Annotated in this window: 23 protein-coding genes and 1 pseudogene; 10 read left to right on the top strand and 14 right to left on the bottom strand. The window is 71.3% G+C overall.

Annotated elements, in window-relative coordinates:
* Positions 1–62: 62 nt before the first annotated feature.
* A complete protein-coding gene (locus QF027_RS03840) occupies positions 63–644 on the top strand; it encodes a TetR/AcrR family transcriptional regulator (RefSeq protein WP_306986061.1) in 582 nt (193 codons plus the stop codon).
* A 23-nt stretch (positions 645–667) separates the two neighbouring features.
* Positions 668–1,363, top strand: coding sequence for a ribonuclease H family protein (locus QF027_RS03835; protein ID WP_307072612.1), 696 nt, complete (start codon positions 668–670; stop codon positions 1,361–1,363).
* A 21-nt stretch (positions 1,364–1,384) separates the two neighbouring features.
* On the opposite strand, the gene QF027_RS03830 is transcribed toward QF027_RS03835, so the two are convergent.
* Both QF027_RS03830 and QF027_RS03825 read right to left on the bottom strand, forming a co-directional pair.
* A complete protein-coding gene (locus QF027_RS03830) occupies positions 1,385–1,837 on the bottom strand; it encodes an SRPBCC family protein (RefSeq protein WP_057611422.1) in 453 nt (150 codons plus the stop codon).
* A 126-nt stretch (positions 1,838–1,963) separates the two neighbouring features.
* Positions 1,964–2,137: pseudogene (locus QF027_RS03825) on the bottom strand (tyrosinase family oxidase copper chaperone); the annotation flags it as partial.
* A gap of 174 nt (positions 2,138–2,311) precedes the next feature.
* Here QF027_RS03825 and QF027_RS03820 point away from each other — a divergent pair.
* From QF027_RS03820 to QF027_RS03810, 3 genes are all read left to right on the top strand, one after another.
* Entirely contained in the window at positions 2,312–3,523 is a 1,212-nt protein-coding gene (locus QF027_RS03820; RefSeq protein ID WP_307082266.1) for an FAD-dependent monooxygenase, read from the top strand.
* A 97-nt stretch (positions 3,524–3,620) separates the two neighbouring features.
* Positions 3,621–5,096, top strand: coding sequence for an MFS transporter (locus tag QF027_RS03815; RefSeq protein WP_307072610.1), 1,476 nt, complete (start codon positions 3,621–3,623; stop codon positions 5,094–5,096).
* Entirely contained in the window at positions 5,093–5,677 is a 585-nt protein-coding gene (locus QF027_RS03810; RefSeq protein ID WP_306986067.1) for a TetR/AcrR family transcriptional regulator, read from the top strand. The genes QF027_RS03815 and QF027_RS03810 overlap by 4 nt, the downstream gene beginning before the upstream one ends.
* Here the strand turns inward: QF027_RS03810 and QF027_RS03805 are convergent.
* Positions 5,674–7,386: a cholesterol oxidase substrate-binding domain-containing protein gene (locus QF027_RS03805; RefSeq protein WP_373432399.1), complete on the bottom strand. Its 1,713-nt coding sequence runs from the start codon at positions 7,384–7,386 to the stop codon at positions 5,674–5,676. The genes QF027_RS03810 and QF027_RS03805 overlap by 4 nt on opposite strands.
* Positions 7,387–7,522: 136 nt before the next feature.
* Between QF027_RS03805 and QF027_RS03800 the strand changes: the two genes are divergently transcribed.
* Together QF027_RS03800 and QF027_RS03795 are read left to right on the top strand one after the other, a co-directional pair.
* A complete protein-coding gene (locus QF027_RS03800; protein WP_307072608.1) occupies positions 7,523–8,506 on the top strand; it encodes an aldo/keto reductase in 984 nt (327 codons plus the stop codon).
* A gap of 84 nt (positions 8,507–8,590) precedes the next feature.
* The gene (locus QF027_RS03795; RefSeq protein WP_307072606.1) at positions 8,591–9,076 is read left to right on the top strand and encodes a DUF6328 family protein; all 486 of its coding nucleotides are present in this window, start codon (positions 8,591–8,593) and stop codon (positions 9,074–9,076) included.
* Here the strand turns inward: QF027_RS03795 and QF027_RS03790 are convergent.
* From QF027_RS03790 to QF027_RS03775, 4 genes are all read right to left on the bottom strand, one after another.
* Positions 8,997–9,689, bottom strand: coding sequence for a DUF2238 domain-containing protein (locus QF027_RS03790; RefSeq protein WP_307072604.1), 693 nt, complete (start codon positions 9,687–9,689; stop codon positions 8,997–8,999). The genes QF027_RS03795 and QF027_RS03790 overlap by 80 nt on opposite strands.
* 118 nt (positions 9,690–9,807) lie before the next feature.
* A complete protein-coding gene (locus tag QF027_RS03785; RefSeq protein ID WP_306986075.1) occupies positions 9,808–10,245 on the bottom strand; it encodes an SsgA family sporulation/cell division regulator in 438 nt (145 codons plus the stop codon).
* 61 nt (positions 10,246–10,306) lie between these two features.
* On the bottom strand, positions 10,307–11,362 hold the full coding sequence (locus QF027_RS03780; RefSeq protein ID WP_306986077.1) for a hypothetical protein: 1,056 nt from the start codon (positions 11,360–11,362) through the stop codon (positions 10,307–10,309).
* Between the two features lie 93 nt (positions 11,363–11,455).
* Entirely contained in the window at positions 11,456–12,427 is a 972-nt protein-coding gene (locus QF027_RS03775; protein ID WP_306986079.1) for an LLM class F420-dependent oxidoreductase, read from the bottom strand.
* Positions 12,428–12,513: 86 nt separating this feature from the next.
* Between QF027_RS03775 and QF027_RS03770 the strand changes: the two genes are divergently transcribed.
* Entirely contained in the window at positions 12,514–13,935 is a 1,422-nt protein-coding gene (locus QF027_RS03770) for a serine hydrolase domain-containing protein (RefSeq protein ID WP_307072602.1), read from the top strand.
* Here QF027_RS03770 and QF027_RS03765 read toward each other — a convergent pair.
* The 7 genes from QF027_RS03765 to QF027_RS03735 all read right to left on the bottom strand — a co-directional run bounded on the left by QF027_RS03765 (position 13,927) and on the right by QF027_RS03735 (position 22,372).
* A complete protein-coding gene (locus QF027_RS03765) occupies positions 13,927–15,579 on the bottom strand; it encodes a serine/threonine protein kinase (RefSeq protein ID WP_306986083.1) in 1,653 nt (550 codons plus the stop codon). The genes QF027_RS03770 and QF027_RS03765 overlap by 9 nt on opposite strands.
* Before the next feature lie 152 nt (positions 15,580–15,731).
* Positions 15,732–16,691: a threonine/serine dehydratase gene (locus QF027_RS03760; protein ID WP_307072600.1), complete on the bottom strand. Its 960-nt coding sequence runs from the start codon at positions 16,689–16,691 to the stop codon at positions 15,732–15,734.
* A 70-nt stretch (positions 16,692–16,761) separates the two neighbouring features.
* The gene (locus QF027_RS03755; protein ID WP_306986087.1) at positions 16,762–17,736 is read right to left on the bottom strand and encodes a polyprenyl synthetase family protein; all 975 of its coding nucleotides are present in this window, start codon (positions 17,734–17,736) and stop codon (positions 16,762–16,764) included.
* Positions 17,733–18,773 (bottom strand): tetratricopeptide repeat protein, encoded by a 1,041-nt coding sequence (locus QF027_RS03750; protein ID WP_307072598.1) that lies wholly within the window; start codon positions 18,771–18,773, stop codon positions 17,733–17,735. Before QF027_RS03750 ends, QF027_RS03755 begins: the two co-directional genes overlap by 4 nt.
* Before the next feature lie 170 nt (positions 18,774–18,943).
* Positions 18,944–19,621: an AIM24 family protein gene (locus QF027_RS03745; RefSeq protein ID WP_306986092.1), complete on the bottom strand. Its 678-nt coding sequence runs from the start codon at positions 19,619–19,621 to the stop codon at positions 18,944–18,946.
* A gap of 69 nt (positions 19,622–19,690) precedes the next feature.
* On the bottom strand, positions 19,691–21,109 hold the full coding sequence (locus QF027_RS03740; protein ID WP_307072596.1) for a CAP domain-containing protein: 1,419 nt from the start codon (positions 21,107–21,109) through the stop codon (positions 19,691–19,693).
* Positions 21,110–21,175: 66 nt separating this feature from the next.
* Positions 21,176–22,372 carry a serine hydrolase domain-containing protein gene (locus QF027_RS03735; protein ID WP_306986096.1) on the bottom strand — a complete coding sequence of 399 codons (1,197 nt, stop codon included), beginning with the start codon at positions 22,370–22,372 and terminating at the stop codon, positions 21,176–21,178.
* Positions 22,373–22,548: 176 nt separating this feature from the next.
* On the opposite strand from QF027_RS03735, the gene QF027_RS03730 reads away from it, so the two are divergent.
* Together QF027_RS03730 and QF027_RS03725 are read left to right on the top strand one after the other, a co-directional pair.
* Positions 22,549–23,727, top strand: coding sequence for an ROK family transcriptional regulator (locus tag QF027_RS03730; protein WP_307072594.1), 1,179 nt, complete (start codon positions 22,549–22,551; stop codon positions 23,725–23,727).
* A gap of 29 nt (positions 23,728–23,756) precedes the next feature.
* Positions 23,757–25,535 (top strand): alpha-galactosidase D, encoded by a 1,779-nt coding sequence (locus QF027_RS03725; protein ID WP_307072593.1) that lies wholly within the window; start codon positions 23,757–23,759, stop codon positions 25,533–25,535.
* The last annotated feature ends 9 nt before the right edge of the window (positions 25,536–25,544 follow it).

The following is a 25,544-nucleotide window of genomic DNA, read 5'->3' as shown; positions in this document are numbered from 1 at the left end:
AGTGGGCGTATGCCCACTCGACAAGAATCAGGGAGGATGTTCGAGAAAGAGTGAGGTGAGACGTGCCGACAGGGATCGCCATCCGCGATGTGCGGGAGCAGTTGTTCGACGCCGCCGAGCGGATCCTGCTGCGGGACGGGGCGAACGCGCTGACCAGCCGGGCGGTCACCACCGAGGCGGGGGTGGCCAAGGGGGTTCTGCACCGCCACTTCGAGGACTTCGACGCGTTTCTCGCCGAGCTGGTCCTCGACCGCATCGGGCGTGTCGAGGCCCGCTCCCGGGCCCTGCGCGAGTCGGCGGGGACCGGTGACGTCGTCGACAACCTCACCGCGGCCCTGACCGACCTCTTCGGGACGATCGCTCTGCGGATCGTCGGCCTGGTCATCGCGCGCGACGCCCTGCGGGCCCGGTTGCGCGAGATGAGGGGTGGGGGAGTGCCGGTGCTGCGGGAGGCCACGGCCATGGTGGCCGGCTATCTCGCCGCGGAGCGCGGCCTGGGGCGCGTCCCGGCCGGCGCCGACGTGGACGTGCTCGCCCCCGCGCTGATCGGGGCGGCGCATCTCCTCTTTGCCGACACGGAAGGGGCGACACCGGGGGCCGGGGAGGTCCGCAGGGTCGTGGCCGCGGTTGTCACGGTGGAGTGAAGGGGCGTCCGCCCGCTCATGGCATGATCGAGCGCATGGGTGAACGACTGGTGGCCGCGTGCGACGGCGCTTCGAAGGGAAATCCGGGACCTGCGGCCTGGGCCTGGGTCATCGCCGACGAGTCGGAGACGCCGGACCGCTGGGAGGCCGGGCCGCTCGGCAAGGCCACCAACAACGTCGCTGAACTCACCGCGCTGGAGCGGCTGTTGGCGGCGACCGACCCGGGTGTGCCGCTCGAGATCCGGATGGACTCGCAGTACGCCATGAAGGCCGTCACCACCTGGCTGCCCGGATGGAAGCGCAACGGCTGGAAGACCTCCGCGGGCAAGCCGGTCGCCAACCAGGAGCTGGTGGTCCGGATCGACGAACTGCTCGACGGGCGTTCGGTCGAGTTCCGTTACGTCCCCGCCCACCAGGTCGACGGCGACCCGCTGAACGACTTCGCCGACCGCGCGGCCAGCCAGGCGGCGATCGTCCAGGAGCCGGCGAGCAGCGAACTCGGCTCTCCGCAGCCGCCGCCGTCGCCGGACACCCCGAAAGCCGACCGCCCCGCCCGGGCCAAGTCGCCCAAGCGGAGCGGCGGTTCGTCCTCTCGTACGATCAAGGCCAAGTTCCCCGGCCGGTGCCTGTGCGGACGTTCCTATGCCGCGGGCGAGCCCATCACGAAGAACGTCCAGGGCTGGGGGCACCCGGAGTGCCGTACGGAGGCGGCCGGTTAGCGGCCGGTCGGAGCGCGACGGTCAGATGACCGCCCCGCGCCACTCGCCGGTCTCCTGACCACGCTCCTCGATGAACGTCTTGAAGCGCTCCAGGTCACCCTTGGTCTGCCGCTTCACGAATCCGAGCTTGTCGCCGACCTTCTCGGTGATGCTGTCGGGATGGAAGTCCATCTGGAGCATCACCTTGGTGTGGGCGTCGTCGAGGCGGTGGAAGGTCACCGCACCCGCCTGCTTGGCCTCGCCGGCGATCGTGGTCCACGCGACCCGCTCGTCCGGGATCTGCTCGGTGATCTCCGCGTCGAACTCCCTGTGCACCCCGTTGACGTTGGTCACCCAGTGCGTGAGCGTGTCGGTGCGCTGTTCGATGCGCTCGACCCCGCTCATGAACTCGGGGAAGGTCTCGAACTGCGTCCACTGGTTGTAGGCGGTGTGCACCGGCACGCCGACCTCGATGGATTCCTCGACCTGCGACACGGGTGAATCCCTCCTTCGTCTTCTCGGTGTGTACGGCGCGGGTACCGCACGACCTGCGGGGCAAACCGGACGAGAAGACCGTTGTTCGCTGTCGAGGGTGTCGAAGGTGTAGTGGCGGGTGTGGTCCAGCAGGCCATGACCTCCCGGCCGGCCCGGTATCCGGCGGCCCTTGTAGACCTCTTCGAAGGTCTCCGGCGCCCCGTGGTGGTGTTCATCGGCGCACGCCCGCGGGGTGGCGACGGACGCTGCGGCGAGGGCGGCCGTCGCGGGGAGCGCGGTACGACGGGTGAGTTCCGGCATGCGGTGAACCTCCTGAGTCGACGGACTCCACATGCCTATCGGCCGCCCCGCTGGCGGGATCAGTGGCCCGCCTCGCGTGTGGAAGTGACGTGATCCGAATCGGAGGTCGCGCACCTCCCGGACTGCTACTCTGCGTCGCCAATCGACCGCTTTGAGTAATCACTAGGGGTGCGTGTGAAGGTCGCCTGCGTCGGCGGCGGGCCCGCCGGCCTGTATCTCTCGATCCTGCTGAAGCGGCAGGACCCGTCCCACGACATCACTGTCCACGAGCGCAACCCGGAGGGCTCGACCTACGGCTGGGGCGTCACCTACTGGCGCGGACTGCTCGACAAACTCCACGCCCACGACCCCGAGTCGTCCCGCGCGATCGAGGAGGCCTCGGTCACCTGGAACGAGGGCGAGGCCCGGGTACGGGACCTGGTCACCCGGCGCGGCAGCGACCCGGGCTTCGGCATCGGCCGCCACCGCCTGCTGGAGATCCTCGCCGAGCGGGCCCGGTCGCTGGGGGTGCGGCTGGAGTTCGAGCACGAGATCACCGGCGGCAACCTCCCCGAGGCCGACCTCGTCGTGGCCGGTGACGGCGTGCACAGCGCCCTGCGCACCGAACACGCGGGCCACTTCGGCGCCGAGACCAGGGAAGGCCGCAACCGCTACATCTGGCTCGGCACCAGCAGGGTCTTCGACTCCTTCACCTTCGCCTTCGTGGAGACCGACCACGGCTGGATCTGGTGCTACGGCTATCCCTTCAGCCCCGAAGGCAGCACCTGCGTCGTCGAGTGCGCGCCCGAGACCTGGACCGGCCTCGGTCTCGGCAGTGCGAACGAGGCCGACGGACTCGCCCTGCTGGAGAAGCTGTTCGCCGAGGTCCTCGACGGCCACCCGCTGATCGGCCGGTCCGCCGGCCCGGGCAGCGCCCAGTGGCTCAGGTTCCGCACCCTCACCAACCGCACCTGGCACCGCGACAACCTCGTCCTCCTCGGTGACGCCGCTCACACCACCCACTACTCCGTCGGAGCCGGTACCACCCTGGCCCTGGAGGACGCCATCGCCCTGGCCGACGCCCTGCGCCGGCACACCGAGCTTCCGCAGGCCCTCGTCCGCTACGAGCGGCAGCGCACGTCGGAACTGCTCTCCATCCAGAGCGCGGCCCGTTACAGCGCCCAGTGGTACGAGAGCCTGTCGCGCTACATCGGACTCCCCCCTGAGCAGATGTTCGCCCTGCTCGGTCAGCGTCACTCGCCACTGCTGCCCTATGTGCCTCCTCAGCTGTACTACCGGCTCGACAAGGCCGCCGGGCAGCTGGAGGCGCTGCGCAGGATCAAGCGCTGGCTCGGGCCGAAGGTGGCGCGCAGCGTTCACGCACGGGAACTGGCTTCCCGCAAGTAGCTCGGGGGCCCTGGAAAGGGTGTTGGGTGAATGGCGATTCACCGCTAAAGTGAATTGCCATTCACCCCAGTTTTCCCTATTCGATGCCGGAGCGCCGATGCACCAGCAGGGCCCGATATCCCCGCCGCGCGGAGCAAGCCTGCGGACCCGGCTCACCGTGCCGGTGCTGGCGATGTGCGGCACGCTGATGGCCGTCATGCAGACCGTGGTCGTCCCGCTGCTGCCGGACCTGCCCCGGCTGACCCATTCCTCGCCCGGTGCCGTCTCCTGGATGGTCACGGCGACCCTGCTGTCCGGTGCGGTCCTCACCCCGGTACTCGGCCGTGCCGGTGACATGTACGGCAAGCGCCGGGTGCTGACCGGCGCCCTCGGCCTGATGACGCTCGGCTCGGTGATGTGCGCCCTGTCGTCCGACATCACCGTGCTCATCGCGGCTCGCGCCCTTCAGGGTGCCGCCGCCTCCGTGGTGCCGCTGTCGATCAGCATCCTGCGCGACGAACTGCCGCCGGAGCGCCGGGGTTCGGCGGTCGCGATGATGAGCTCCACGGTCGGCATCGGCGCCGCGCTCGGCCTGCCGCTGGCCGCGATGGTCGTCCAGTACGCCGACTGGCACACCATGTTCTGGATGACCAGCGCCCTCGGCGCCCTGGGGGTCACGGCCGTGTCGTGGGCGGTCCGCGAGTCGCCGGTACGGCAGCCGGGCCGCTTCGACGTGCCGGGCGCCCTGGGACTGGCCGTGGGCCTGGTGAGCCTGCTGCTCGGAGTGTCCCAGGGCGGGCAGTGGGGCTGGGGCAGCCCCCGGGTCGTGGGTCTGTTCCTGGTGTCCGTCGTCGTCCTGGCCCTGTGGTGGTGGCGCCAGCTGCGCACCGACCAGCCCCTGGTCGACCTGCGGCTGGTCACCCGACCGCGGGTGGGCCTGTCCCACGTGGCCGCCCTGCTCACCGGCTTCGCGTTCTACGCCAACTCCCTCGTCACGGCCCAGCTGGTGCAGGCGCCGAAGGCCACCGGCTACGGACTCGGGCTGTCGATCGTGGCCACCGGCCTGTGCCTGCTGCCGGGCGGAGTCACCATGCTCCTGTTCTCACCGCTCTCGGCCCGGATCTCCACCTCCCGTGGTCCGCGCGTCACGCTCGCCCTCGGTGCCGCCGTCATCGCGTGCGGCTACGCGGTGCGCATCGCGGACAGCCGCGACCTGTGGATGGTCATCGTGGGCGCGACCGTGGTGTCCACCGGCACCACCCTCGCCTACTCGGCCCTGCCCACGCTGATCCTGCGCGCCGTACCGGCCGAGCAGACGGCCTCCGCCAACGGCGTCAACGTCCTGATGCGCACCATCGGCCAGGCCACCTCCAGCGCGGCGGTCGCGGCGGTACTGGTCCACCACACCAGCCTGGTCGGCGGCGCCCCCGTGCCCACCCTGCACGGCTACCTTCTGGCCTTCGCCCTGGCGGGCGCGGTCGCCCTCGCGGCGTGCGCGGCGGCGCTGACCATCCCCGGCGACGCCCCCGGGGGGACCCGCCGGGCCCGGGGCCGCACCCGGGGCGCGCGGGACGAGGCGATGGAGGGAGCATGAGTGCCGTGAGCACACCGCCCCCCACCACCACGACCGCCCGCCGGGACGCCGAGGCGACCAAGGCCGCCATCCTCAGGGCGGCCCGCTATCTCCTGGCCCGCACCCCCCACGCCGACATCACCCTCAAGGCGGTCGCCGAACGCGCCGGGGTCAGCCCGCCGTTGATCGTGAAGTACTTCGGCAACAAGGACGCCCTCTTCGCCCGCGTCATGTCCTTCGAGTCCGACGCCACGGACCTGTTCGACGCCCCCCTGGACGAACTGGGCCGTCACATGGTCCGCCATGTCCTCACCGGCCAGATCGAACGAGGCGCCGACCCCCTGCTCCGGATCGCCTTCGCCCCCGTCCAGGGCGCACACGGTGACATCCTGCGCGTCAACTTCCGCTCCCAGGTGGTCGAACGCCTCGCGGAGCGCCTCCAGGGCCCCGACGCCGGTCTGCGCGCCGAACTGGCGGTGGGCACCCTCCTGGGCCTGGGCGTGATGTACGGCATCGCCCGGGGCACCGAGCTGAGGGCGAGCGCCGTGGAGGACGTGGTGGACCGGTACGCCCCCACGGTGCAGGCCCACTTGACGCCCTAACGGAACAGCCGGTCCAGAAAGGCGTTGCCGAACACACCGTGCGGATCGAGCCGGTCCAGCACCCCTGCGGCCTGGCCCCACACCGCCTCACCGAACGAACCGGGAATGGCCGTCCCCAGCACCTCCGCGTCCTCCCACACGGCGTCGTCCGTGTAGGCCCACCCCTTGGACCACTCGACGCGAGTCCCGTCGTAGCCACCGAGGAGGAACTGCTCGATCTCCCGCAGGAAGGCCTCCGCGGACGGCGTCCCCGGCAGCGTGAGGATGTCCAGCCACACCGCCGTGTCCCACTCGGGATGCTCCTGGTCCGCCCGCAACGCCGACAGCAGCGGAGCCCGTGCCCCCTCCAGCTCGGCCTCGGCCGGATCATCGAGGCCGGTCACCCTGATCTCCACCGTTCCGTTGACCGGGAACCGTCCCTGCGCCGTGTACGCGGCGAGCCGCTCCCGGTAGAAGTCCGTGAACTGCGAGACGACCCGCTGCACTTGGTCCCGGCTCGTGAGGACCGCGTACCCGTTCGCGGTCACCCTGAGCGTCGTCGGCTTGATGTAGAGCAGCGTGTTCTTGGACGGCCCCCAGATGTCCGCCGACAGCGTCGCTGTGAGCCCCACCGTCGCCACGTCGAGCTGCGCGTTCCCGAGCACCGGCGCCAGATACCAGGCCGCGTCCGACACCATCCGCCCGGCCAGATCCGCCACCAGGGTCGGAACGTTGTCGGAGAAGGGGTAGTTGTACGGCGAGGTCACGCGCCGCGAGGTCAGCGGCCTGGTCGGCACCACGCTCCACACCTTCAGCCACGGGAACTCCGTGTAGGCGAACCAGATCGCCTCGACCCGCCCGGCCTCCTCCAGGAAGCTCGCGAAGGTCCGCCCGTCCCCGCCGGGCGCCGCGAAGAGCTCGGCCGCCGGAATGTCGACCCGGCTGACACACCGCAGATTGCTGTCGGCGCCGACCCGCAGCACGACCTCGGTGACGAAGGTCCGCCCGAGATGGGTGAGCAGGGCGGCACTGTCGGCCTTGGCGCGGCTGAACTCACGCAGCACGTACGCCCCGCTGTCCTCGTCCCACGCCACCGCCGTCAACGACAGGATGCGATTGCTGAGTGAGCCGTACGTCTGTCCCGGCAGCCGCTGCTCGCCGTCGGCCGGAACGGCGGTGCCGTGCGCGTCGACCGCCAGCGCGCCGCCCAGGGTGAGGTCGCCGGGGGCGGGCGCGGCGGTGACCCCGAGCCCGTGCTCCTCCAGGTAGGTGAGCAGCGCCTCCAGCGTGACGCCGGTGCCGGCCCGCACGGCGGAGGCGGAGTCCAGGGACAGGCCGGTGAGATGGGAAGCGGTGTCGACGAGGAGGACGGGCGCGTCCGACGCCGTGCCCTCCGTGACCGTGAGGGGTGACCAGCCGTGCGAGGAGCCCCGGGCGCGCACCCGCCAGCCGTGCCGCCAGGCCCAGTTGACGACCTCGGCCACCTGGTCGGGGCCGGTCGGGGCACAGGCCCACAGCCCGTCGGCGGTGATCTCGCCGACCCAGTTCCGGTACGCCGAACGGTGCAAGGCCACGCCCGCCGGGAAATCGGGCAGCTCCCCGGCCGCGGCCGCCGGGTCCGCCGGCAGCAGAATCGGTACGGCGGCCAGGGTCGCGGCGCTGAGAAGGAAGCCGCGACGCGACCAGGACGAGTCGTCCTGCGGATGGTTGCTCACTGAACGATCAGTCACGGGATCACGCTAGGCGCTCATTGACACGTGCATGCCTTACGTCGAAGCGTGTCACCCGTGTGAGTGAACAATTCACCGAGGTCGGCCCGGAGCGGCCCGTTCCACGCAGGTCGGTCACGGATGACAGACTGACGCCATGGACGAGCGCACATTCGGCAGGTCGCAGCAGCACGCATCCGTGGTCGGACTCGGCACCTGGCAGCTGGGGGCCGACTGGGGAGACGTCGACGACAAGGAAGCCCTCTCGGTGCTGGAGGCGGCGGCCGAGTCGGGGATCACCTTCTTCGACACGGCGGACGTGTACGGCGACGGACGCAGCGAGCAGACCATCGCCACCTTCCTGAGTGGCCGGCCCGACCTGCATGTGCTGGTCGCGACGAAGATGGGCCGCCGGCTCGACCAGATCCCGGAGAACTACGTCCTCGACAACTTCCGTGCCTGGAACGACCGTTCACGCCGCAATCTCGGCGTCGACCGCATCGACCTGGTCCAGCTGCACTGCCCGCCGACGCCCGTCTACTCCTCCGACGAGGTGTTCGACGCCCTCGACACCCTGGTCGAGGAGGAGCGCATCGCCCAGTACGGCGTCAGCGTCGAGACCTGCGAGGAGGCGCTGACGGCGATCGCCCGGCCGGGTGTGGCGAGTGTGCAGATCATCCTCAACGCCTTCCGCATGAAGCCGCTGCGCGAGGTGCTCCCCGCCGCGCGGGAGGCGGGCGTCGGGATCATCGCCCGGGTCCCGCTGGCCTCGGGTCTGCTGTCCGGCAAGTACACCAAGGACACGGTCTTCCCGGAGAACGACCACCGCGCCTACAACCGGCACGGCGAGGCCTTCGACGTCGGCGAGACCTTCTCCGGCGTGGACTACACGACCGGTGTCGAGGCCGCCGCCGAGTTCTCCGCGCTCGCTCCCGAGGGCTACACCCCGGCCCAGCTCGCCCTGCGGTGGATCATCGAGCAGCCGGGCGTCACCACCGTCATCCCCGGCGCCCGCTCGCCCGAGCAGGCCCGCGCCAACGCGGCCGCCGCCAAGCTGCCGCCGCTGTCCGGCGAGACCCTCGCGGCCATCCGGGACCTCTACGACCGCCGGATCAAGGACCAGGTCGAGAACCGCTGGTGACCCCCGCCCGGCTCCGGGAGGAGGCCTCCCGCCGCTCCCGGAGCCGCGCTGTTTGAACGATCAGCCACCGGATACCCGTACCGCATGGTCGAGACGGTGAGACGGACGGGCCGCAACGAGACCGAAGACGAGCGTGCGGACCGCATGTGGGGCGAACTCATCCAGGAGATACGCGTCGCGCAGACAGGTGTCCAGATCCTGTTCGGCTTCCTGCTCACCGTGGTGTTCACACCCAAGTACGACGACCTCGCCCACACCGACCAGGTCATCTACATCGTGACCGTCGTGCTCGGCTCCTGCGCCACCGGAGCCCTCATCGGGCCGGTCTCCCTGCACCGCCTCGTCTCCGGGAGGCGCATCAAACCCCAGGCCGTACGGATCGCTTCCCGGCTGACCTTCGTGGGGCTGGTTCTCCTGCTCACGACGATGACGGCCGCCCTGCTGCTGATCCTGCGGGTCGCGACCCACGACTCCTGGGTGCCCTGGCTCGTCACGGCCGTGGTGGCCTGGTATCTGCTGTGCTGGTTCGCGGTGCCCCTGTGGACCCGGCGCCGCTATACGACGAGGTGACGCGCAGCTCGTCCAACTGCCGGTCGTGCGGGCGGCTCAGCGACAGCACGGACACCGTGGCGCCGATCAGCGCGCAGAACATGTCCCACTGGGTGTCCCACACATCGCCCTGCGTGGCCAGGAAGGCGTCCGCCGCCTGACCCCCGGTCACCGCGGCCGCCCACTCCAGCATCTCGAAGACGGCACTGAAGGCCAGACACGCGCACACCGTCAGCGGCGCCAGCCAGCGGCTTCCCCGCAGTGGTGAGGTGCGGCAGAGCAGCTCCCGCACCAGGACCGCCGGCACGAAGCCCTGCATGAGATGGCCGAAACGGTCGTACGGATTGCGGTCGAGCCCGAAGGTGTCCCGCACCCAGTCGCCGAGCGGGACCTCGGCGTAGGTGTAGTGGCCGCCCACGATCAGCACGAGCGCGTGGGCCCCCAGCAGACAGCACAGCAGGTCGGTCAGCGGGAAGCGGCGCCACGTCAGCACGATCAGCGGCAGCCCCACCAGCACCCAGACGGTCTCCAGGAACCAGGTGGTGCGGTCGCGCGGGCCCCAGGCCGACAGGGCGAGCGCGGCGACCACGGCCCAGGCGAGCAGGACCGGCAGGGGCCGGCGCACAGCGGTCATGAGGTGCTCCTTGTCGTCGGAGCCCTCATCGTCGGGGCAGGGGGCCGACGGCGGCATGAGTACGGCTACTCAGCCCGTGTGCGCATCAGCCCCGTCTCCGCCTCCGGCTCAGCCCGGCTCAGCCTCCCGCGATGACCGAGGCCAGGAAGTCGTCCACGCGGACCTCTTCCTGGCCCGGCGGCACGATCTCGCGGGTCTCGCGCAGGAAGGACGCCAGCGCAGGGGCCCAGGCGAAGACCACGGCGTGCTGGCGACCCCCGTCGGAGCGGGCGTCGCCGTAGAACTCCATGCGGAGCTCCTCCCAGACGCCGGTCGAGACGGGGCTGAACCGTACGTCCCCGACCCCGACCGGACCCCGCAGTCCGTCAGCGAGCATCTCCCGGTCCAGCCGCCACCGCGCCAGCACCCGGCCGTCATGGCTGAACACCGCGGTGACGGCGAACGGGTCCGCCGCGTCGTAGCCCAGGTGGGCGAGCACGGGGCAACGGCCCGTGCCGCCCGCCTGTAGTTGCACGACCAGAGTCTTGTGCGCGGTTCTGCGGACGAAGGAGTTCACCTGAAGGCCTCCGGGAAGAGCGACGTGTCGCCCTCTAGTACCCCTCACACGCCCAAGATGCTCAGCCGTCCGGGTGATTCCCCTTCGCGGTGCGCAAGGCGGTGATGCACGAGGCGATGGCCTGCTGGAGTTCCTCCAGTTGCTGGACCATGTCGTCCTCGTAGAAGTCCTCGGCGTCGTCGAAGGTCAGCTCCTCGAACACCTTGGTGGCCTTCTGGAGGCTGTTGTAGAACTTCGTACGCCGTTCCTGGACCCGGAGTTCGGGGTCGGCCTCCACGGCCTCGGCGACGAGGGACTTCATGGTGTCGAAGGCCTCGGCCGCCCACTCGCCGGTGTCCTCGTCCTCCTCCAGCTCCTCGAGGAGGGACAGGTGCCGCTCGGCCTCCTGGCGCAGGTCGACGGGTGCGTCGATGGTCTGCCCGGCCGGGGTCCTGACCTGACCGGACTCGGCGATCTGGCGGACGTATCCGATCCGGTCGGCCGCTCGGCTCTCGGTGGCCACGGCCTTCTTCAGGTCGTCCGTGCGCACCACGTCCCGGGCCAGGGAGGCCTGGAGCTCCGGGTCCTCCTTGATCCGGTCGAGCAGTGCACTGCGCGCGGCCCGGGCGGTGGAGGGGTCGGCGAGGATGGCGGCGCGCAGCGCGGTCGGGTTCTCGGCGACCTCCAGGGCCTTGGTGGGCCGGATGCCCTCGGCCGCGGCGGCCTCGGTGATGGCGGTGCCGCGCTCGGAGCCGGCGCTGCTGCGGGAGACGTAGTAGTCGAGCCACACGTCCGCGTCCGGCAGTTCCACCTCCTGGCCCGGCGCCAGCGCCTCGAAGTGCGGGACCATGCCGTCGTCGGCGGCCCGGTCCCAGGCCTTGTAGTAGCGCATGACGCGCTCGGGCGAGCAGCCGGCGAGCTCGGCGAACTCCTTCGCGGACACCTTCGGCGTCTCGTCCGCGCTCTGGCCGCCGGGCCGCACGCTGCGCGCCACCATCAGGCCGAAGGCCCATCCGCCGGTCCGCGCGTAGACACCGAACTCTCGGGCGTCCCGCGCGACGAGGTCGGACAAGGGCGCGCCGGACGTCTCGACCGAGGCCTCGGAGGACGTGTCGGACGGGTCGATCGCTAGGGTCACGGGTGCTTCTCCTGGGCAGGCTCGTTCGGACCGCACGATGTGCGGGTCGGAAGCCTATTGCACCCTCGGGTACCGCCGGGGAGGCCGGCCCGCTCAGGCGAACGCGTCGCGCAGCGCGGGCAGCAGCGTCTTCGCCGACCAGTCCAGGAACTCCGGTTGCGAGTCCCCGCCGATCTGCACCAGGGCGATCTCGGTGAAACCCGCCTCCGCGTACGGCCGTACCGCCTCGACGAAGTCGTCCGGATCGTCGCCGCAGGGGATCGACTCCACGACGTCGTCGGGCGTGACGAACTGGGTGGCCGCCTCGAAGGCATCCGGGTGCGGGAGCTCGGAGTTGACCTTCCAGCCGCTGCCGAACCATCGGAACTGGGAGTGCGCCCGCTTGATCGCCGTGTCCCGGTCGGGGTCGTAGCAGACGGGCAGTTGTCCCACGCGCGGCTTGCCCTCGCCGCCGTGCCGGTCGAACGCGTCGAGCAGGCCCGCCTTGGGCTCCGTGGCGATGACCAGGTCGGCGAGGCGGCCGGCCAGTTCGCAGGACTGTTCGCCGGAGACGGCGAGGCCGATCTGCGGCGGCTCGTCCGGCAGGTCCCACAGCCGGGCCGACTCCACGTCGAAGTGGTTCCCGCGGTGGTTCACATGGCCGCCCCGGAACAGCGCGCGGATGATCTCCACCGCCTCTTCGAGCATCTCGTGCCGTACGTCGGCCGAGGGCCAGCCGCCGCCCACCACATGCTCGTTGAGGTTCTCGCCGGAGCCGAGCCCCAGCCGGAACCGGCCCTGTGAGAGCAGCTGCATCGTCGCCGCCTTCTGCGCCACCACCGCCGGGTGGTAGCGGAACGAAGGACAGGTCACGTACGTCATCAGCGGAATGCGGGAGGTCGCCTGCGCGGCCGCCCCGAGCACGCTCCACGCGTACGGCGAGTGTCCCTGCGACCGCAGCCACGGGAAGTAGTGGTCCGAGGTCACCGAGAAGTCGTAACCCGCCTCCTCCGCCCGCACCACATGGCCGACGAGCTCTCGCGGGCCGGCCTGCTCGGTCATCATCGTGTATCCGATTTGCACCATGAGGGCCGAGTCCCCGGTGACCGGAAGGGAAAACGGGCTTCCGGGGCCCTCTCGATCAAGTCCGGAGAACGAGAGAGGATGCCCCCATGAGCTCCCTGCCCACGAGCACCCCCGCAGCCCAGGGCGTCGACGCCGCCGGCATACAGGCCTTCCTCGACGCCCTCGAATCCGACCCGGCCATCGAGCCGCACAGTCTGATGCTGCTGCGCCACGGCCGGGTCGTGGCCTCGGGCTGGTGGGCGCCGTACGCCCCGGACCGGCCGCAGCTCCTCTACTCGCTGAGCAAGAGCTTCACCGCGACGGCCGCCGGGTTCGCCCTCGCCGAGGGACTGATCCGGCTCGACGACCCGGTGATCTCGTACTTCCCGGAATTCGAGGCCGATGTCATCGACCCGCGCAGCCGCGCGATGCTCGTACGGCATGTGGCGTCGATGGCCAGCGGTCATCTCGAGGAGACACTGGACCGGGCGCGCGCACAGGACCGCGACGAGCTCGTCCGGGGCTTCCTGCTGGTGCCGCCCGACCGGGACCCGGGCACCGTCTTCGCCTACAACCAGCCCGCCACCTACACCCTCGCCGCGATCGTGCAGCGCGTCACGGGCCAGAAGCTCACCGAGTACCTGCGGCCCCGGCTGTTCGCACCGCTCGGGATCGGCGAGGTGGCCTGGATCCCCGACCGCACGGGCCGTGAGCTCGGTTTCAGCGGGCTGCACGCCACCACCGACGCCGTCGCCCGGCTCGGCCTGCTGTACCTGGGGGGCGGGGTGTGGGAGGGCGAGCGGCTGCTGCCCGAGTCATGGGTGGCCGAGGCGACGCGGGTCCAGATCTCGCACGGGGCTCCGCCGGAGGGCGGCTGGTCGGACTGGCAGCAGGGCTACGGCTTCCAGTTCTGGATGGCGCGGCACGGTTACCGCGGGGACGGGGCGTACGGGCAGTTCTGCGTGGTGCTGCCCGAACAGGACGTGGTGCTCGCGATCACCTCGGAGACCGTGGACATGCAGAAGGTGCTGGACCTGGTCTGGGAGCATCTGCTTCCCGCGTTCGGGGCCGGCCCGCTGCCCGGCCGCGCGGCGGCGGACACGGCGCTGGCCGACCGTCTGACACGGCTCGCGGTGCCGCCCGCCGGGGGCAAGGCGACCCCTGCGGACCGGGCGGAGGACTGGAACACCGCCTTCACTCCCCACGGCGGTGCCTGCGCCGACCAGCCGTCCCTGAGCGCGGTCGAGGTGGACCCGGGGGGCCGCGTGACGCTGGTCGACGACGGCGACCGGCTGGAACTGGGGCTCGGAGAGGCCGGCTGGACGGTGGCCGACGAGCCGGTGCCCGTCGCGGTGAGCGGCGGCTGGACCGACGCGGAGACCCTCGCCGTCGACGTGGCTTTCCTGGAGACACCGCACCACCTGCTGGTGACGTGCTCGCTCGGGGACCGGACGTTCACCGCGCGCTGGCGCACTCAGCCCCTGCACGCCGGACCGCTGCGGCGGATGCGGGCGCCGCGCTCAGTCTGAGGGCACGCGGAGGCTGCTCAGGAAGGTGTCCAGCGCCAGCTGGTTCGTGTCGGCGTTCCAGTCGGCCGCCGGGGTCGTCCAGCGCAGTGAGTACCCGCGGCCCCCGCCGATGAGGAAGCCGCGGCCGAAGGTGCGCACCCGGGCGCCGTCGACGTCCTCGACCCACTGCATGTCGGCGGCCTCGCGGCCCTGGTAGGTCGTCGCGCGGATGTCACCGATGCGCTGGTAGCCGGGGTTGTCCTCGAGGCCCGGTTCCACGTCGTCGCGCCACACCGCCACGGCGTCCGTGCCGACGGCCTTGCTGTAGGTGACGGCGAGCGTGCGCGGGTCACCGGAGGCGCCGAAGGTCACGCGGTACGCCAGGTCGCCCTGGCGTTCGGTCTCCAGCGGCTTCCATCCCTTGGGCAGGGCGATGGAGAAGCCTTCGGGGGAGCGGTACTCGCTGTATCCGGGCGGCAGCCCCGTGCCCGCGGTGGGAGAGGCCGTTCGGCTCGGCGTGGTTGTGGGTGTGGGCGTGGGTGTGGGCGTCGCGGGCGGGTCCACGCTCTCGTCGGTGCGGCTGCCGGATGCGGTGACCGACGAGGAGGGGACCGGAGGTGGCGGGGCGGGCACGGAGGCGGAGGCCGACGCGGACGGGGCGGGCGCCTCACCTGTCGTCGCACTGTCGCCGCCGGGCAGCGCCTTGGTGACCGTGAGGACGGCGGCGGCCACCGTGACGACGGCCAGGGCGGTCCCCGCGATCAGGAACCGGCTGCTGCGGCCCGGGGCCACGCCGTGCAGGACGCGCAGGCGGGACCTGGGTTCCTCCGGTGGGGTCGCGTCGGGGTCCTCGTCGAGAACCCGGAGGAGGGCGCCCCGCACGGCGGTGCGGCTCAGCCGCTCATGGGAGTTCTTGCGCAGCAGCCCCTGCACGGTCTGGGTGAGGGGCCCGGCGCGCACCGGCGCCCGCAGCGGCAGCCGGTCGACTCCCTTCAGGGTGGCCGCGGGACGGTCGCGGTCACGGAAGGGCGGACGTCCCTCGACCAGCGTGTAGAGGATCGCGCCGAGCGCCCACAGGTCGGCGGCCGGCCCGATGCGCTCGTCACGGGCCTGTTCGGGGGAGGCGTACGACGGTGCCGAGAGCCGGGGGGCGAGGGTCGCGCCGGCCAGGCCCCAGCCGGTGACGACGACGGAGCCCTGGTGGTGCACGAACACCTGGCCCGGGCTGAGTTCACCGTGCGTGATGCCCTCGCTGTGCGCCGCGTCCAGCACCTCCAGCAGCTCCAGGCCGATGCGCGCCGCCCGCACGTGGTCGAACGTGCCTTGGCGGCCCAGGAGTTCGCCCAGTGGGATGCCGTCGACCGGCTCGGTGACGGTCCACAGGGCGCCCCCTTGTGCCACGGCGTCCACGACCGCGGCGATCCGGCCGGGGGAGAGCACCCGCATGGTCTTGGACATCCGGACGACTCCTGCGGCGGTGCGCAGCGAGGTCTCCTCGTCGGTACCGGCCGGCAGTCCGATCTCGGTGAGCAGACAGGGGCGTTCGGTCGAGACGTCCTCGCCGTACCACCAGGTCCGGTTGGTCTCGCGGTGCAGGACATCCAGGGGCCGGTACCGTCCGGCGACCAACTCGTGTGTGGAGACGTGCGCCTTGACCATGGTCATCCCTCGCTGAACCCCTGGCTCTCACCTTTCACAGAGGTACGGCGGGTGCGGCGGGATATGTTCAATCACATCGTCAACCGATGGAATTCGCTTTCTGGTTGCTCGCTTTCTGACTTTCGGGTCAGTAGAACGAACACGGTCGAGTACTTCTCTCACCGCAGCCCGAATCGCCCGGCCCAGGCCATGACGTCGGCGGTGGTCGCGTTGCCGCCGCACACGACGAGGCCCAACCGGCAGTCGTCGCCGACGCGCTCCAGCACCCTCCGGGCGGCGGGCAGAAGACATCCGGCCGCCGGTTCGCCCCACACCTTGGCGTGCTCGGCGAGGTCGAGACAGCCCTGCACGGCCTCCCGGTCCGGGACCACGAGGACCTCGGTGACCAGAGCCGCCACATGGTCGTACGTCAGCTGCGAGACGGACGGGGCGCTCAGCGTGGTCACGACGGAGGACAGGGCGACCGGCACCGGGCCGCCCGCGGCGAGCGCCCGGGACATGGACTCGGCGCCCTCGGTCTCCACGCCCCAGACCCTGACACCCGGACGACGCGCCCGCAGCGCCGCCGCGACCCCGGCGATCAGGCCGCCGCCCCCGACGCTGACGAGGACGTCGGTGAGGTCGCCCGCGTCGTCGGAGAGTTCCAGTCCGACGGTCCCCTGCCCCGCGATCACCAGGGGGTCGTCGAAGGGGTGGACCAGCGTCAGCCCCTCGTCCCGCAGCCGGTTCACGAGCGAGAAGGCACCGTCCATGTCGTCCGTCAGCCGCAGCGACGCCCCGGCCGCCGCCACGATCTCCACCGACCGGGCGGGCGCCGAACGCGGCATGACCACCGTCGCCTTGACGTCGAGCGCCGCCGCCATGTGAGCGAGGGCGATCCCGTGGTTGCCGCCGCTGACCGCCACGACCCCGGCCGCCCGCTCCGCCTGACCCAGCGACAGCAGCTTGGCCGTCGCCCCGCGCGCCTTGAACGAACCGGTGCGCTGGAGCAGTTCGAGTTTGACGGTGACGGGAGCACCGAGCAGCGCGGACAGGCCGGGGCTGGGCAGGGTCGGCGTGCGTACGACGTGTCCGGCGATCAGCCCGGCCTGCTGCTCGATGTCCGTGATCCTGATCAAGACGGTTCCTTCCGGTGGGGAGAGCTCTTCTCGAACCCTGTCCCGACGGCCGGCGCCGGTCAACTCGGCATCAGAGATCACGCCGCAGCAGGTAGTCCAGCAAAGGCCGCAGGTCATAGGCCGTCTCCGCCAAGGCCATGCGACGGCGGGCCTCGGCGAGGGCGGCCGACCGACCGCCGCACTCCTCGACCAGGCCCGCCATCTCCTGCGGGGGCCCGTCCGACTCCAGGAGCCGCGCCAGCCGCGTCGCCGCAGATGTCGGTGAGTCGAGCGCGGCCAGCACCGGGAAGGTCTTCTTCCGCTCCCGCAGATCGCCGTGCACGGGCTTGCCCGTGACCAGAGGATCGCCCCAGATTCCCAGGACGTCGTCGACGATTTGGAACGCGACCCCCAGATGCCGCCCGGCCCGGTCCAGGGCGGCCACCGTGGCCGGGGGCGCCCCGCCGAGCAGAGCGCCCAGCGCCGCCGCGCAGCCCAGCAGTGCCCCGGTCTTGTGCTCGGCCATGGTCCGGTACTCCTGCGGCCGCACCCGCTCCGGTCCGGTCCAGGGGCGGGTGGCGAACAGGAGGTCGTCCGCCTGGCCCCGCACCAGGTCGGACAGTGCGGCGGACAGGAGCCGTACCGCGTCGGAGCCGGCATCGGCCAGGGTCTCGACGGCCAGCGCGAACAGGGCGTCACCCGCGAGAACGGCCGGGCCGGTGCCGTACGCCTTCCACACCGTGGGGCGGCCGCGCCGGGCCGGGTCGCCGTCCATGATGTCGTCGTGGAGCAGCGAGAAGACGTGCACCAGTTCCACCGCGACCGCGGCGGGCACCCCGGCCCGCCCGGGCGCGCCGGCCGCCTCGGCACCCAGCACGGCGAGTGCCTGGCGCACCCCCTTGCCGCCGGACGCGACGACCGGGGCGCCGCCGACCTTGCACCAGCCGAAGGAATAGGCGGCCATCTCGCTCACCCAGGGGTGCAGTCGGCCGACGGCCTCCTGGAGCGCCGGCTGGACCAACAGGCGGCAGCGGGTGAGGACTTCGGGAGCGGCGAGCGCGGTCACCGTACCGCCTCCGTCCGCACACCGAACTCCTCCTGGGCCCGCGCCACCATCTCCTGCGCGTGCCGCAGCCCGGTCCGTTCCAACACGCGAGCCAGATCGTCCAGTTCGGCCGCGGTCTCGGCGCGGTCACGGCCCAGGCGGGCCAGGCACTTGGCCAGCCCCAGCCGGGCCAGGGCCTCCCCGCGAGGTTCGCTCATGGCGCGGAACGCGGCGAGCGCCTGCGCGTACAGGTCGCGGGCCTCGGGGTAACGCCCCGCACGGTAGAGAACGTTGCCGCGCATCTTGTGGTTGTAGGCCAGTGCGCTGGACAGGTTCATCTCGCGGCAGGTCGTCTCCGCCTCGGACAGCAGGGCGAGGGCGCGCCCCGTGTCGCCGTCGCGCACGGAGACGAGGTCGGCGAGCCCGCGCAGCGCCCAGGCGTGACCGCGCCGGTCGTCGGCGCCCGCGGCGATCCGGGCCGCTTCCTCGAACATGGCGAACGCGGTGTCGTAGGACCCGGTGTTGCGGTGCATCTGCGCGATGCCGGACAGCGCCCACACCGTGTGCCGTGCCTCGCCACGCCGTCTGGCATCCGCCAGCAACTGTTCGTGGAGCCGGCCGACCGCCTCGTAGTCGCCCTGGATACGGCCGGTCTCGGCCAGCCCCGCCAGCGAGTAACCACGCACTACGACATCCCCGCCACGCTCACCGAGCTCGGCCGCCAGCCCCAACAGCCGCCGGGCCAGGGAGAATCCGCCGCGCTGGCGGGCCAGCGTGCCGCCGCTCCACAGTGCCCAGGCCATGCCCGCGGTGTCCCCGGCCCGGCGGGCGGCCCGGTAACTCGCCTTCCAGGCGCGGTCGGCGTCGGCGACCCGGCCGAGCCTGCGCAGCGCCTCGGCGACGGCGAGTCCGGAGCGGGCCGCTTCCGCGTGCCGTCCGGCTCGCTCGGCCGCTCTCAACTGCTCGGTGCCGGCGGCCAGGACCTCGTCCAGCGAGGAGTTCACCGAGAGGGTGGTGAGCGCGCCCTGGTACTCCGGGGCGAATGCCTTGCCGTACATGCATGCCTTTCCGTCCGTATACACCTCATCTATACATGCTGTGTATACATGGTGTGTATAGTGCCTCGAAAATGAGCCCCGGCCCGGGGCCGGGGCATCATCCGTTGCCGGTCAAGACGTGGGCGGAGCCGGACGGGTTGCCTGTGAGGCGCAGATCACTGCCTGGGTCCTCAGTGCTGCTGTGCCTTCTGCGGGGTCACCTCGCTCGGCCGTACGACGACGTATCCCGAGCCCTGCAGCACCAGCTGCACCGCCTCCCCGGAACCGCCGCGCAGCATTGACCCGATGGACTGCGAACGGTGCAGCGAGGTCGCGAGGCCCGCCGTCCACCCGACGACCGCGTCCGTGTCGACGTACACCGGGAACTCCGGCGAGACCGGGATCACCAGCGGGTTGCCCTCGCAGACGAGCCCGAGCCTGCCGTGCCCCGTGAAGACACTGTTGAACAGACCGCCGCCGGCTATGCCCGCGCCCTTCACGGTCGCGATCCGGTACGCCAACGAGGCGTCGAAACACAGGACGTTGCGGCCGTTGACCGTGAACTCGTCACCCGGTTCCACGTCCACGATGAAACAGTTCTGCGCCTCGTGTGCGAACCAGGCCTCGCCCTGCCCGCGCACCGCCATCAACGGCAGTCCCTCGCCGGTGACGGCCCGCTTGAGCATGCCCCCGACGCCCTGGCCCTTGCGCTCGAACTGGAGACTGCCGCGGTAGGCGACCATCGCCCCCTGGCGGGCGAGCATCTCGCCGTGCACCGCGTACCTGATGCACTTGGAGTTCTCGACCGTCATACCCGGCGCCGTGGCCGGCTGCACCATGTGCTCACTGGAAAAGAGGTCACCCTTCATGGGGGCATCCTGGCCCGGAGGGATCCCCTCCGCCAAGATCGCGGCCCAACTCTCGTCCGCGGGCCTCACTCAGGCGCCGAACAACTGGGTCCAGTAGGTGCCCGCCGGACCGCCGCCCGCGAAGCCGATCCCGATGTGGGTGAAGCCGGGCTTGAGGATGTTGGCGCGGTGACCTGGGCTGTTCATCCAGCCTTCGACGACCTCGGCGGCCGAGCGCTGGCCGCATGCGATGTTCTCCCCGATGGAGCGACGGGTCGAACCCGCCGCGGCGGCCCGGTCCCAGGGCTGGGTGCCCTCGGGGGAGGTGTGGGAGTAGAAGGCACGGACCGCCATGTCGGTGCTGTACGCCTGCGCGGCACTGGCCAGAAGGGGATCGACACCGAGCGGCGGCAGGCCGGCCCGGGCGCGCTCGCGGTTGGTGAGGCCGACGACCTCGTCGGCGGTCCGCGTCAGGTCGGCGGGCGTGAGCGGCCTGGTCCACAGCGCCGTCCAGTACACGTCGCCGGAGCGGCCGTTGGTGGCGTGTGCCAGTCCGACGTGACTGAAGGCCGGGTCGCGCAGGGTCCGCCGGGGCTGCTCGGTGCGCAGGCAGTACTCGACGAACTCGGACGGGTCGCGGGGGCCGGATACGAGCTGCTCGCCGACGGTGAGGTACGCGTGTCCGGTGGCGGTGATCCGCTGGAAGACGGAGACGCCGTCCGGGCCCTCCACGCCGAGGCGGTCCGCGGAGGCCATCGCGGAGGCGTGGGCGCGGGCGGCGTCGGTGAGACGGGGGTCGAGCGTGACCGGGGGTGAACCGGCCGTGGAGCGTGCCGAGTTGACCAGGGTGAGGAAGGCGGCCAGATCGGGGGAGGCGGCGGCCGCGGGGAAGCGTGGCAGGGGCGCGGGACGGGTGGGAGGCGGCGGGTGGGCCGGGGGCGTCCCCGAGGGCGTCCGGAGGGCGGGAGCAGCGGTACGGCGCGTCCCCGAGACCGTCAACGGCACGGAAGGCACCGAGGTCGTCGGCGTGTCGTCCATGACATCCACCCCGAAGTCCCGCGCCAGCCCCGCGAGCCCGTCCGCGTACCCCTGCCCCAGCGCCCGCAGTTTCCAGCCGTCGCCCCGCCGGTAGATCTCCGCGAGCAGCAGGACGGTCTCCTGCCGTGGCCGCGGCGGCGCGAACCGGGCGAGCGAGCGGCCGCCCGTACCGGTGACCTGAAGCACCGGGGCGGGCAGCCGGCCCAGGGCGGTGCCGGGGTCGGCCGGGCTGACGACCGCCGTCACCCTGGAGGCGCCCGCGCGCAGTGCCCGGGGATCGATGGTCAGGGTGTCGCCGGAGAGCCGGGCGCCGGGTGCGGAGGGCTGGTTGTAGAACACGAAGTCGGCGTCGTCCCCGACCTTGCCGCCGTCGTCCGTGACGAGGGCGGACACGTCGAAGGGGCCGGGCACCCGCACGGTGACGGCCCCGTCGGGGAGGGGCAGATTGCCCCCGGGGACCAACTCGCTCATCCTGCCGCCCTGGTGTCGTCGCTCGCCGGGAAAACGCACACCAGGGCGCAGGGGTTCCCGGCGCGCTCAGTCCAGCGTGACCGCCGGCGCCATGCCCTCGTGCCGCTCCACCGGCGCCTTGCCGCGTGGAGCCTTCGTCGCCTTGCCGCAGAACGCGGAGTCGAGGGTGCGCAGCATCGTGTTGAGGACCGTGCCGTTGTTGGAGGTGTTGGCGACCGCGGCGAGAGCGCGCTTGCCGTCCTTCGAGGCGAACGCGTAGGTGTAGAAGCCCTGCACGGCACCCGTGTGGCCGTACACCGAGACCCCGCACGACAGATCGCGACGGCGCAACCCGAGGCCGTACGCCTGACCGCTCCCCGCCGGCACCCATCGCTCCATCTGCGCCAGTTGCGCGGCCGAGGTGAGCCGGCCCGCGAGCAGGGCGGACAGGAAGGTGTTCAGGTCCCGGGTGCTGGAGATGAGCGCGCCCGCGCTCTGCGCCCACGACGCGGTCTGCTCGGTCGCGTCGACGAGCGGGGCACCGGCCTGGTCCGGGGTGAGATAGCCGCGGGCATGACGACCGGGGATCTTCATGCCGGGGTGCACGTAGAACGTGTCGCGCAGCTTCAGCGGTTCGATGATCCGCTTCTCGTACTCGCTCCGCACCGGATTCCCGGTCAGCTTCTCGATCAGCATGCCGGCGACGACGAAGTTGGTGTTCGAGTACGAGTACACCGCGCCGGCCGCGTTCGTGCGCGGTTTGCGCAGCGAGCGCTTCACCAACTCCTCGGGGGTGAAGACCTTCTTGCGGACCGCCTCGAACCCCTGGACCGTCTTGGCGAACATCTCGTTCGTGTAGTCGTACAGGCCGCTGCGGTGGCTCAGGACGTGCCGCACCGTGATCCGGTCGTCCGGCAGCAGCCCGGGCAGGTAGCGGTTGACCGGCGCGTCGAGGTCCAGTTTCCTCTCGTCGACCAGTTGGAGCAGGACGACGGCGGTGAAGGTCTTGGTGACGCTGCCGATACGGAACCGGTCGGTGTCGCTCATCGTCTGCTCGCTCTTGCGGTCCGCGACGCCGACCGCGGCCCGGTACACCGTGTTCCCGTCGTCGACCCGGGCCATGGACCCCGGCGCGCCCTGCGCCGTCGCGGAATGCAACACGCCGAGCAGACCTGTGAGATCCACCGCCGGTGCGGCGGGCGACCCGGCGTGGGCGGGAACCGCGAGAAGGGGCAGCAGGACCGCTCCGGCCACCGTTCCGACCATCACTCGTGCTGATGCCATCCGGCTGATCTCCTGTCGCTTCGTCAGTTTCCATACGAACGCGGTGATTATCGCCATCAAATGTGCAAAAAGTGATGATTGGCCGCTCTGGTGGGCACAGAAGTCTCTTCAGAAACGCACAGCCGATCCTGCTTCTTTTATTGACGAAGGAAAAGAAGCCCTCTAAGTTCCCGGCCATGCGCTCCACCCCTCGCGCCGAGACGTTCCCCGCCAACACACCCGCCGCCTCACAGGTGTTCACCACCGTCCTGTCCCAGGGCCCCCTGCCCCGCCTGGAGGTGGCCCGGCGGGTCGGTCTGTCGCCGGCCGCCGTCACCAAGGCGGTCCGGCCGCTCATCGAGGCCGGATACCTGGTGGAGGGCGCGGACGAGGAAGCCCGCCCGGCGCTGGGGCGGCCCGCGAACCTCGTACGGGTCGACGGAGGGCGCGCCCTGTTCATCGGCGTCAAGGTCACCGGCGACGAGATCATCGGGGTCCTCACCGACCTGTGCTGCCGTATCCGCGTCGCCCGGCATCTGCCGCTGTCCGACCGCGAGCCCAGGACGGTGCTCGCGAGCATCACGGAACTCGTCCAGCGGCTCCTGGCCGAGGCGGACGGCTCCACGGCTCCGGTCCTGGGTCTCGGCATCGCGGTCTCCGGTGACGTCGACCGCGGCGAGGGCACCGTCCGCTACTCGCCCTTCCTGGAGTGGCGCGACATCCCGCTCGCCGAACTCGCCGCCACGACCACGGGGTTGCCGGTCACCGTCGACAACGACGTACGCGCCCTGACGGTCGCCGAGCAGTGGTTCGGCGCCGGAGTGGGCCTGTCCGACTTCGCCGTGGTCACCGTGGGCGCAGGCATCGGCTGCGGCCTGGTGGTGCACGGCCGTGTGGTCGCCGGGGCGCACGGAGTGGCCGGGGAGATCGGCCATGTGACCGTCGACCCGGCCGGCCCGCTCTGCCGCTGCGGCAACCGCGGCTGCGTCGAGTCGATCGCCGGGGAAGCGGCGATCGTCCGGCAGGTCCGCGAGGCCACCGGGGCCGAACTCCCCGACGCCGACGCAGCCTTGCGCCTGGCCCGTGAAGGTGTGGCCGGAGCCCGGGACGTGTACGCGCGCGCGGGCGAGGCGATCGGCCGGGGCATCGCCACCGTCGCCAACCTCCTCGGCCCCGAGCGCGTGATCATCTCCGGCGAGGGACTCGCCGCCTACGACCTGTTCGCCGAGCAGATCCGCGACGCCTTCGTCGCGGCCGCCTTCGGCTCCGCCGCCCAGTGCGACGTCCGCACCCGCCCGCTGCCCTTCGACGAGTGGGCCCGCGGAGCCGCCGCCACCGCCATCCAGTCCTTCATCACCCCGGACCCGAGCCGATAAGAACCCGCACCCCATTGGAGGTACGGCCCATGCGGTCATCCTCGTACTTCGCCCTGCCCGCCAGAGCCCTGCTGGTGCTCGCTCTCACGGCGGTCGCCGTCCCCACGGCCCACGCCGCCGACGCGCCCGCGCCCTCCCTCGCCGCCAAGCCCTACATGGGCTGGTCCAGTTGGAGCATGCAGTCGTCCAAGTACCCCGGCCTCAACCCGGACGGTGACTACAGCTACCTGACCGAGGCCAACGTCCTGAAGCAGACCGACGCCATGGCCGCCAAGCTGAAGAAGTACGGCTACGAGTACGTCGACATCGACGCCGGCTGGTGGATGGACAAGGCCTGGAAGTCCGGGTTCGACCAGTACGGCCGCCAGAAGCCCGACCCGGTCCGCTTCCCGCACGGCATGAAGGCCGTCGCCGACCACATCCACGCCAAGGGCCTCAAGGCCGGCATCTATCTCCCGGCCGGCCTGGAGAAGGGGGCGTACGACGACGGGACGACGCCGATCTGGAACGCCGACGGCTGCACCACCGCCGACATCGTGTACGACGACCTGCGCACCACCAACGGCTGGGACAGCGCCTACAAGCTCGACTTCTCCAAGCCGTGCACGGACAAGTACATAGACTCCCAGGCCCAGTTGATCGCCCAATGGGGCTACGACTTCCTCAAGCTCGACGGGGTCGGCCCCGGTTCCGGCAAGAGCGGCGACCAGTACGACAACGTTGCCGACGTGGCCGCCTGGAACAGGGCGATAGCCGGCACCGGCCGCCCCATCCACCTCGAACTCTCCTGGTCCCTCGACATCGGACACGCCGCCGACTGGAAGAAGTACTCGCAGGGCTGGCGCATCGACACCGACGTCGAGTGCTACTGCAACACCCTGGTCAGCTGGGAGAACTCGGTCGACGACCGCTGGGACGACACCCCCGCCTGGACCCGGCACGCCGGACCCGGCGGCTGGAACGACCTCGACTCCCTCGATGTCGGCAACGGGCAGATGGACGGCCTCACCAAAGCCGAACGGCAGAGCTACGCCACCCTGTGGGCCATCGCCAAGTCCCCCCTCTACACCGGCGACGACCTCACCCGCCTGGACTCCTACGGCCTGTCCCTGCTGACCAACCGCGAGGTCATCGGCCTCAACCAGGGTCCCAACCCGCCCGCACACCCGGTCACCCCGTCCGACCCGCAACAGGTCTGGTCCGCCAGGAACACCGACGGCACCTACACCGTCGCCCTGTTCAACCTCGCCGACGCCCCCGCCGCCGTCACCGCCGACTGGACCACCCTCGGCTTCACCGGCAAGGCGTCCGTCCGCGACCTGTGGAACCACGAGAACCTCGGCACCTACAAGAACACGGTGACCCAGGCCCTGCCCGCCCACGGCTCGCGCCTGTTCACGGTCACCCCGCACGGCACCGGACTCGCCTTCACGGGATACGAGGCCGAGTCCTCCGCGAACACCCTCGGCGGCAACGCCTCCGTCGCCGACTGCTCCGCCTGCTCCGACGGAAAGAAGGTCGGCAACTTGTACCTCGGCGGGACCCTGACCTTCCGCGACGTCGTCGTCGCCAAGACCGGCACCTACCAGATCAAGGTCTCCTACATCAGCGGTGACGCCCGCTCGGTGGACATCTCGGCCAACGGCGGCGGCGCCACCCGCCACAAGCTCCCCGCCACCGGCGACTGGGGGACCGTGTCGAGCGTGTACGTGCCCGTGACGCTCAAGGCCGGCGCCAACACGATCACCTTCGACAGCGGCACCGGCTACGCACCGGACATCGACCGGATCGACGTACCGAAGTCCTGACCGAGCCAC

The sequence above is a fragment of the Streptomyces canus genome, from assembly GCF_030816965.1.
Lineage (GTDB): Bacteria > Actinomycetota > Actinomycetes > Streptomycetales > Streptomycetaceae > Streptomyces > Streptomyces canus_E.
This window is presented reverse-complemented; position numbering and strand designations above follow the sequence as displayed.

Coding starts and splice junctions, on each gene's coding strand:
- QF027_RS03835 (WP_307072612.1), top strand. CDS start 668: ATGATCGAGCGCATGGGTGAACGACTGGTGGCCGCGTGCGACGGCGCT.
- QF027_RS03815 (WP_307072610.1), top strand. CDS start 3,621: ATGCACCAGCAGGGCCCGATATCCCCGCCGCGCGGAGCAAGCCTGCGG.
- QF027_RS03810 (WP_306986067.1), top strand. CDS start 5,093: ATGAGTGCCGTGAGCACACCGCCCCCCACCACCACGACCGCCCGCCGG.
- QF027_RS03800 (WP_307072608.1), top strand. CDS start 7,523: ATGGACGAGCGCACATTCGGCAGGTCGCAGCAGCACGCATCCGTGGTC.
- QF027_RS03795 (WP_307072606.1), top strand. CDS start 8,591: ATGGTCGAGACGGTGAGACGGACGGGCCGCAACGAGACCGAAGACGAG.
- QF027_RS03790 (WP_307072604.1), bottom strand. CDS start 9,689: ATGACCGCTGTGCGCCGGCCCCTGCCGGTCCTGCTCGCCTGGGCCGTG.
- QF027_RS03775 (WP_306986079.1), bottom strand. CDS start 12,427: ATGGTGCAAATCGGATACACGATGATGACCGAGCAGGCCGGCCCGCGA.
- QF027_RS03770 (WP_307072602.1), top strand. CDS start 12,514: ATGAGCTCCCTGCCCACGAGCACCCCCGCAGCCCAGGGCGTCGACGCC.
- QF027_RS03765 (WP_306986083.1), bottom strand. CDS start 15,579: ATGACCATGGTCAAGGCGCACGTCTCCACACACGAGTTGGTCGCCGGA.
- QF027_RS03750 (WP_307072598.1), bottom strand. CDS start 18,773: ATGTACGGCAAGGCATTCGCCCCGGAGTACCAGGGCGCGCTCACCACC.
- QF027_RS03745 (WP_306986092.1), bottom strand. CDS start 19,621: ATGAAGGGTGACCTCTTTTCCAGTGAGCACATGGTGCAGCCGGCCACG.
- QF027_RS03740 (WP_307072596.1), bottom strand. CDS start 21,109: ATGAGCGAGTTGGTCCCCGGGGGCAATCTGCCCCTCCCCGACGGGGCC.
- QF027_RS03735 (WP_306986096.1), bottom strand. CDS start 22,372: ATGGCATCAGCACGAGTGATGGTCGGAACGGTGGCCGGAGCGGTCCTG.
- QF027_RS03730 (WP_307072594.1), top strand. CDS start 22,549: ATGCGCTCCACCCCTCGCGCCGAGACGTTCCCCGCCAACACACCCGCC.
- QF027_RS03725 (WP_307072593.1), top strand. CDS start 23,757: ATGCGGTCATCCTCGTACTTCGCCCTGCCCGCCAGAGCCCTGCTGGTG.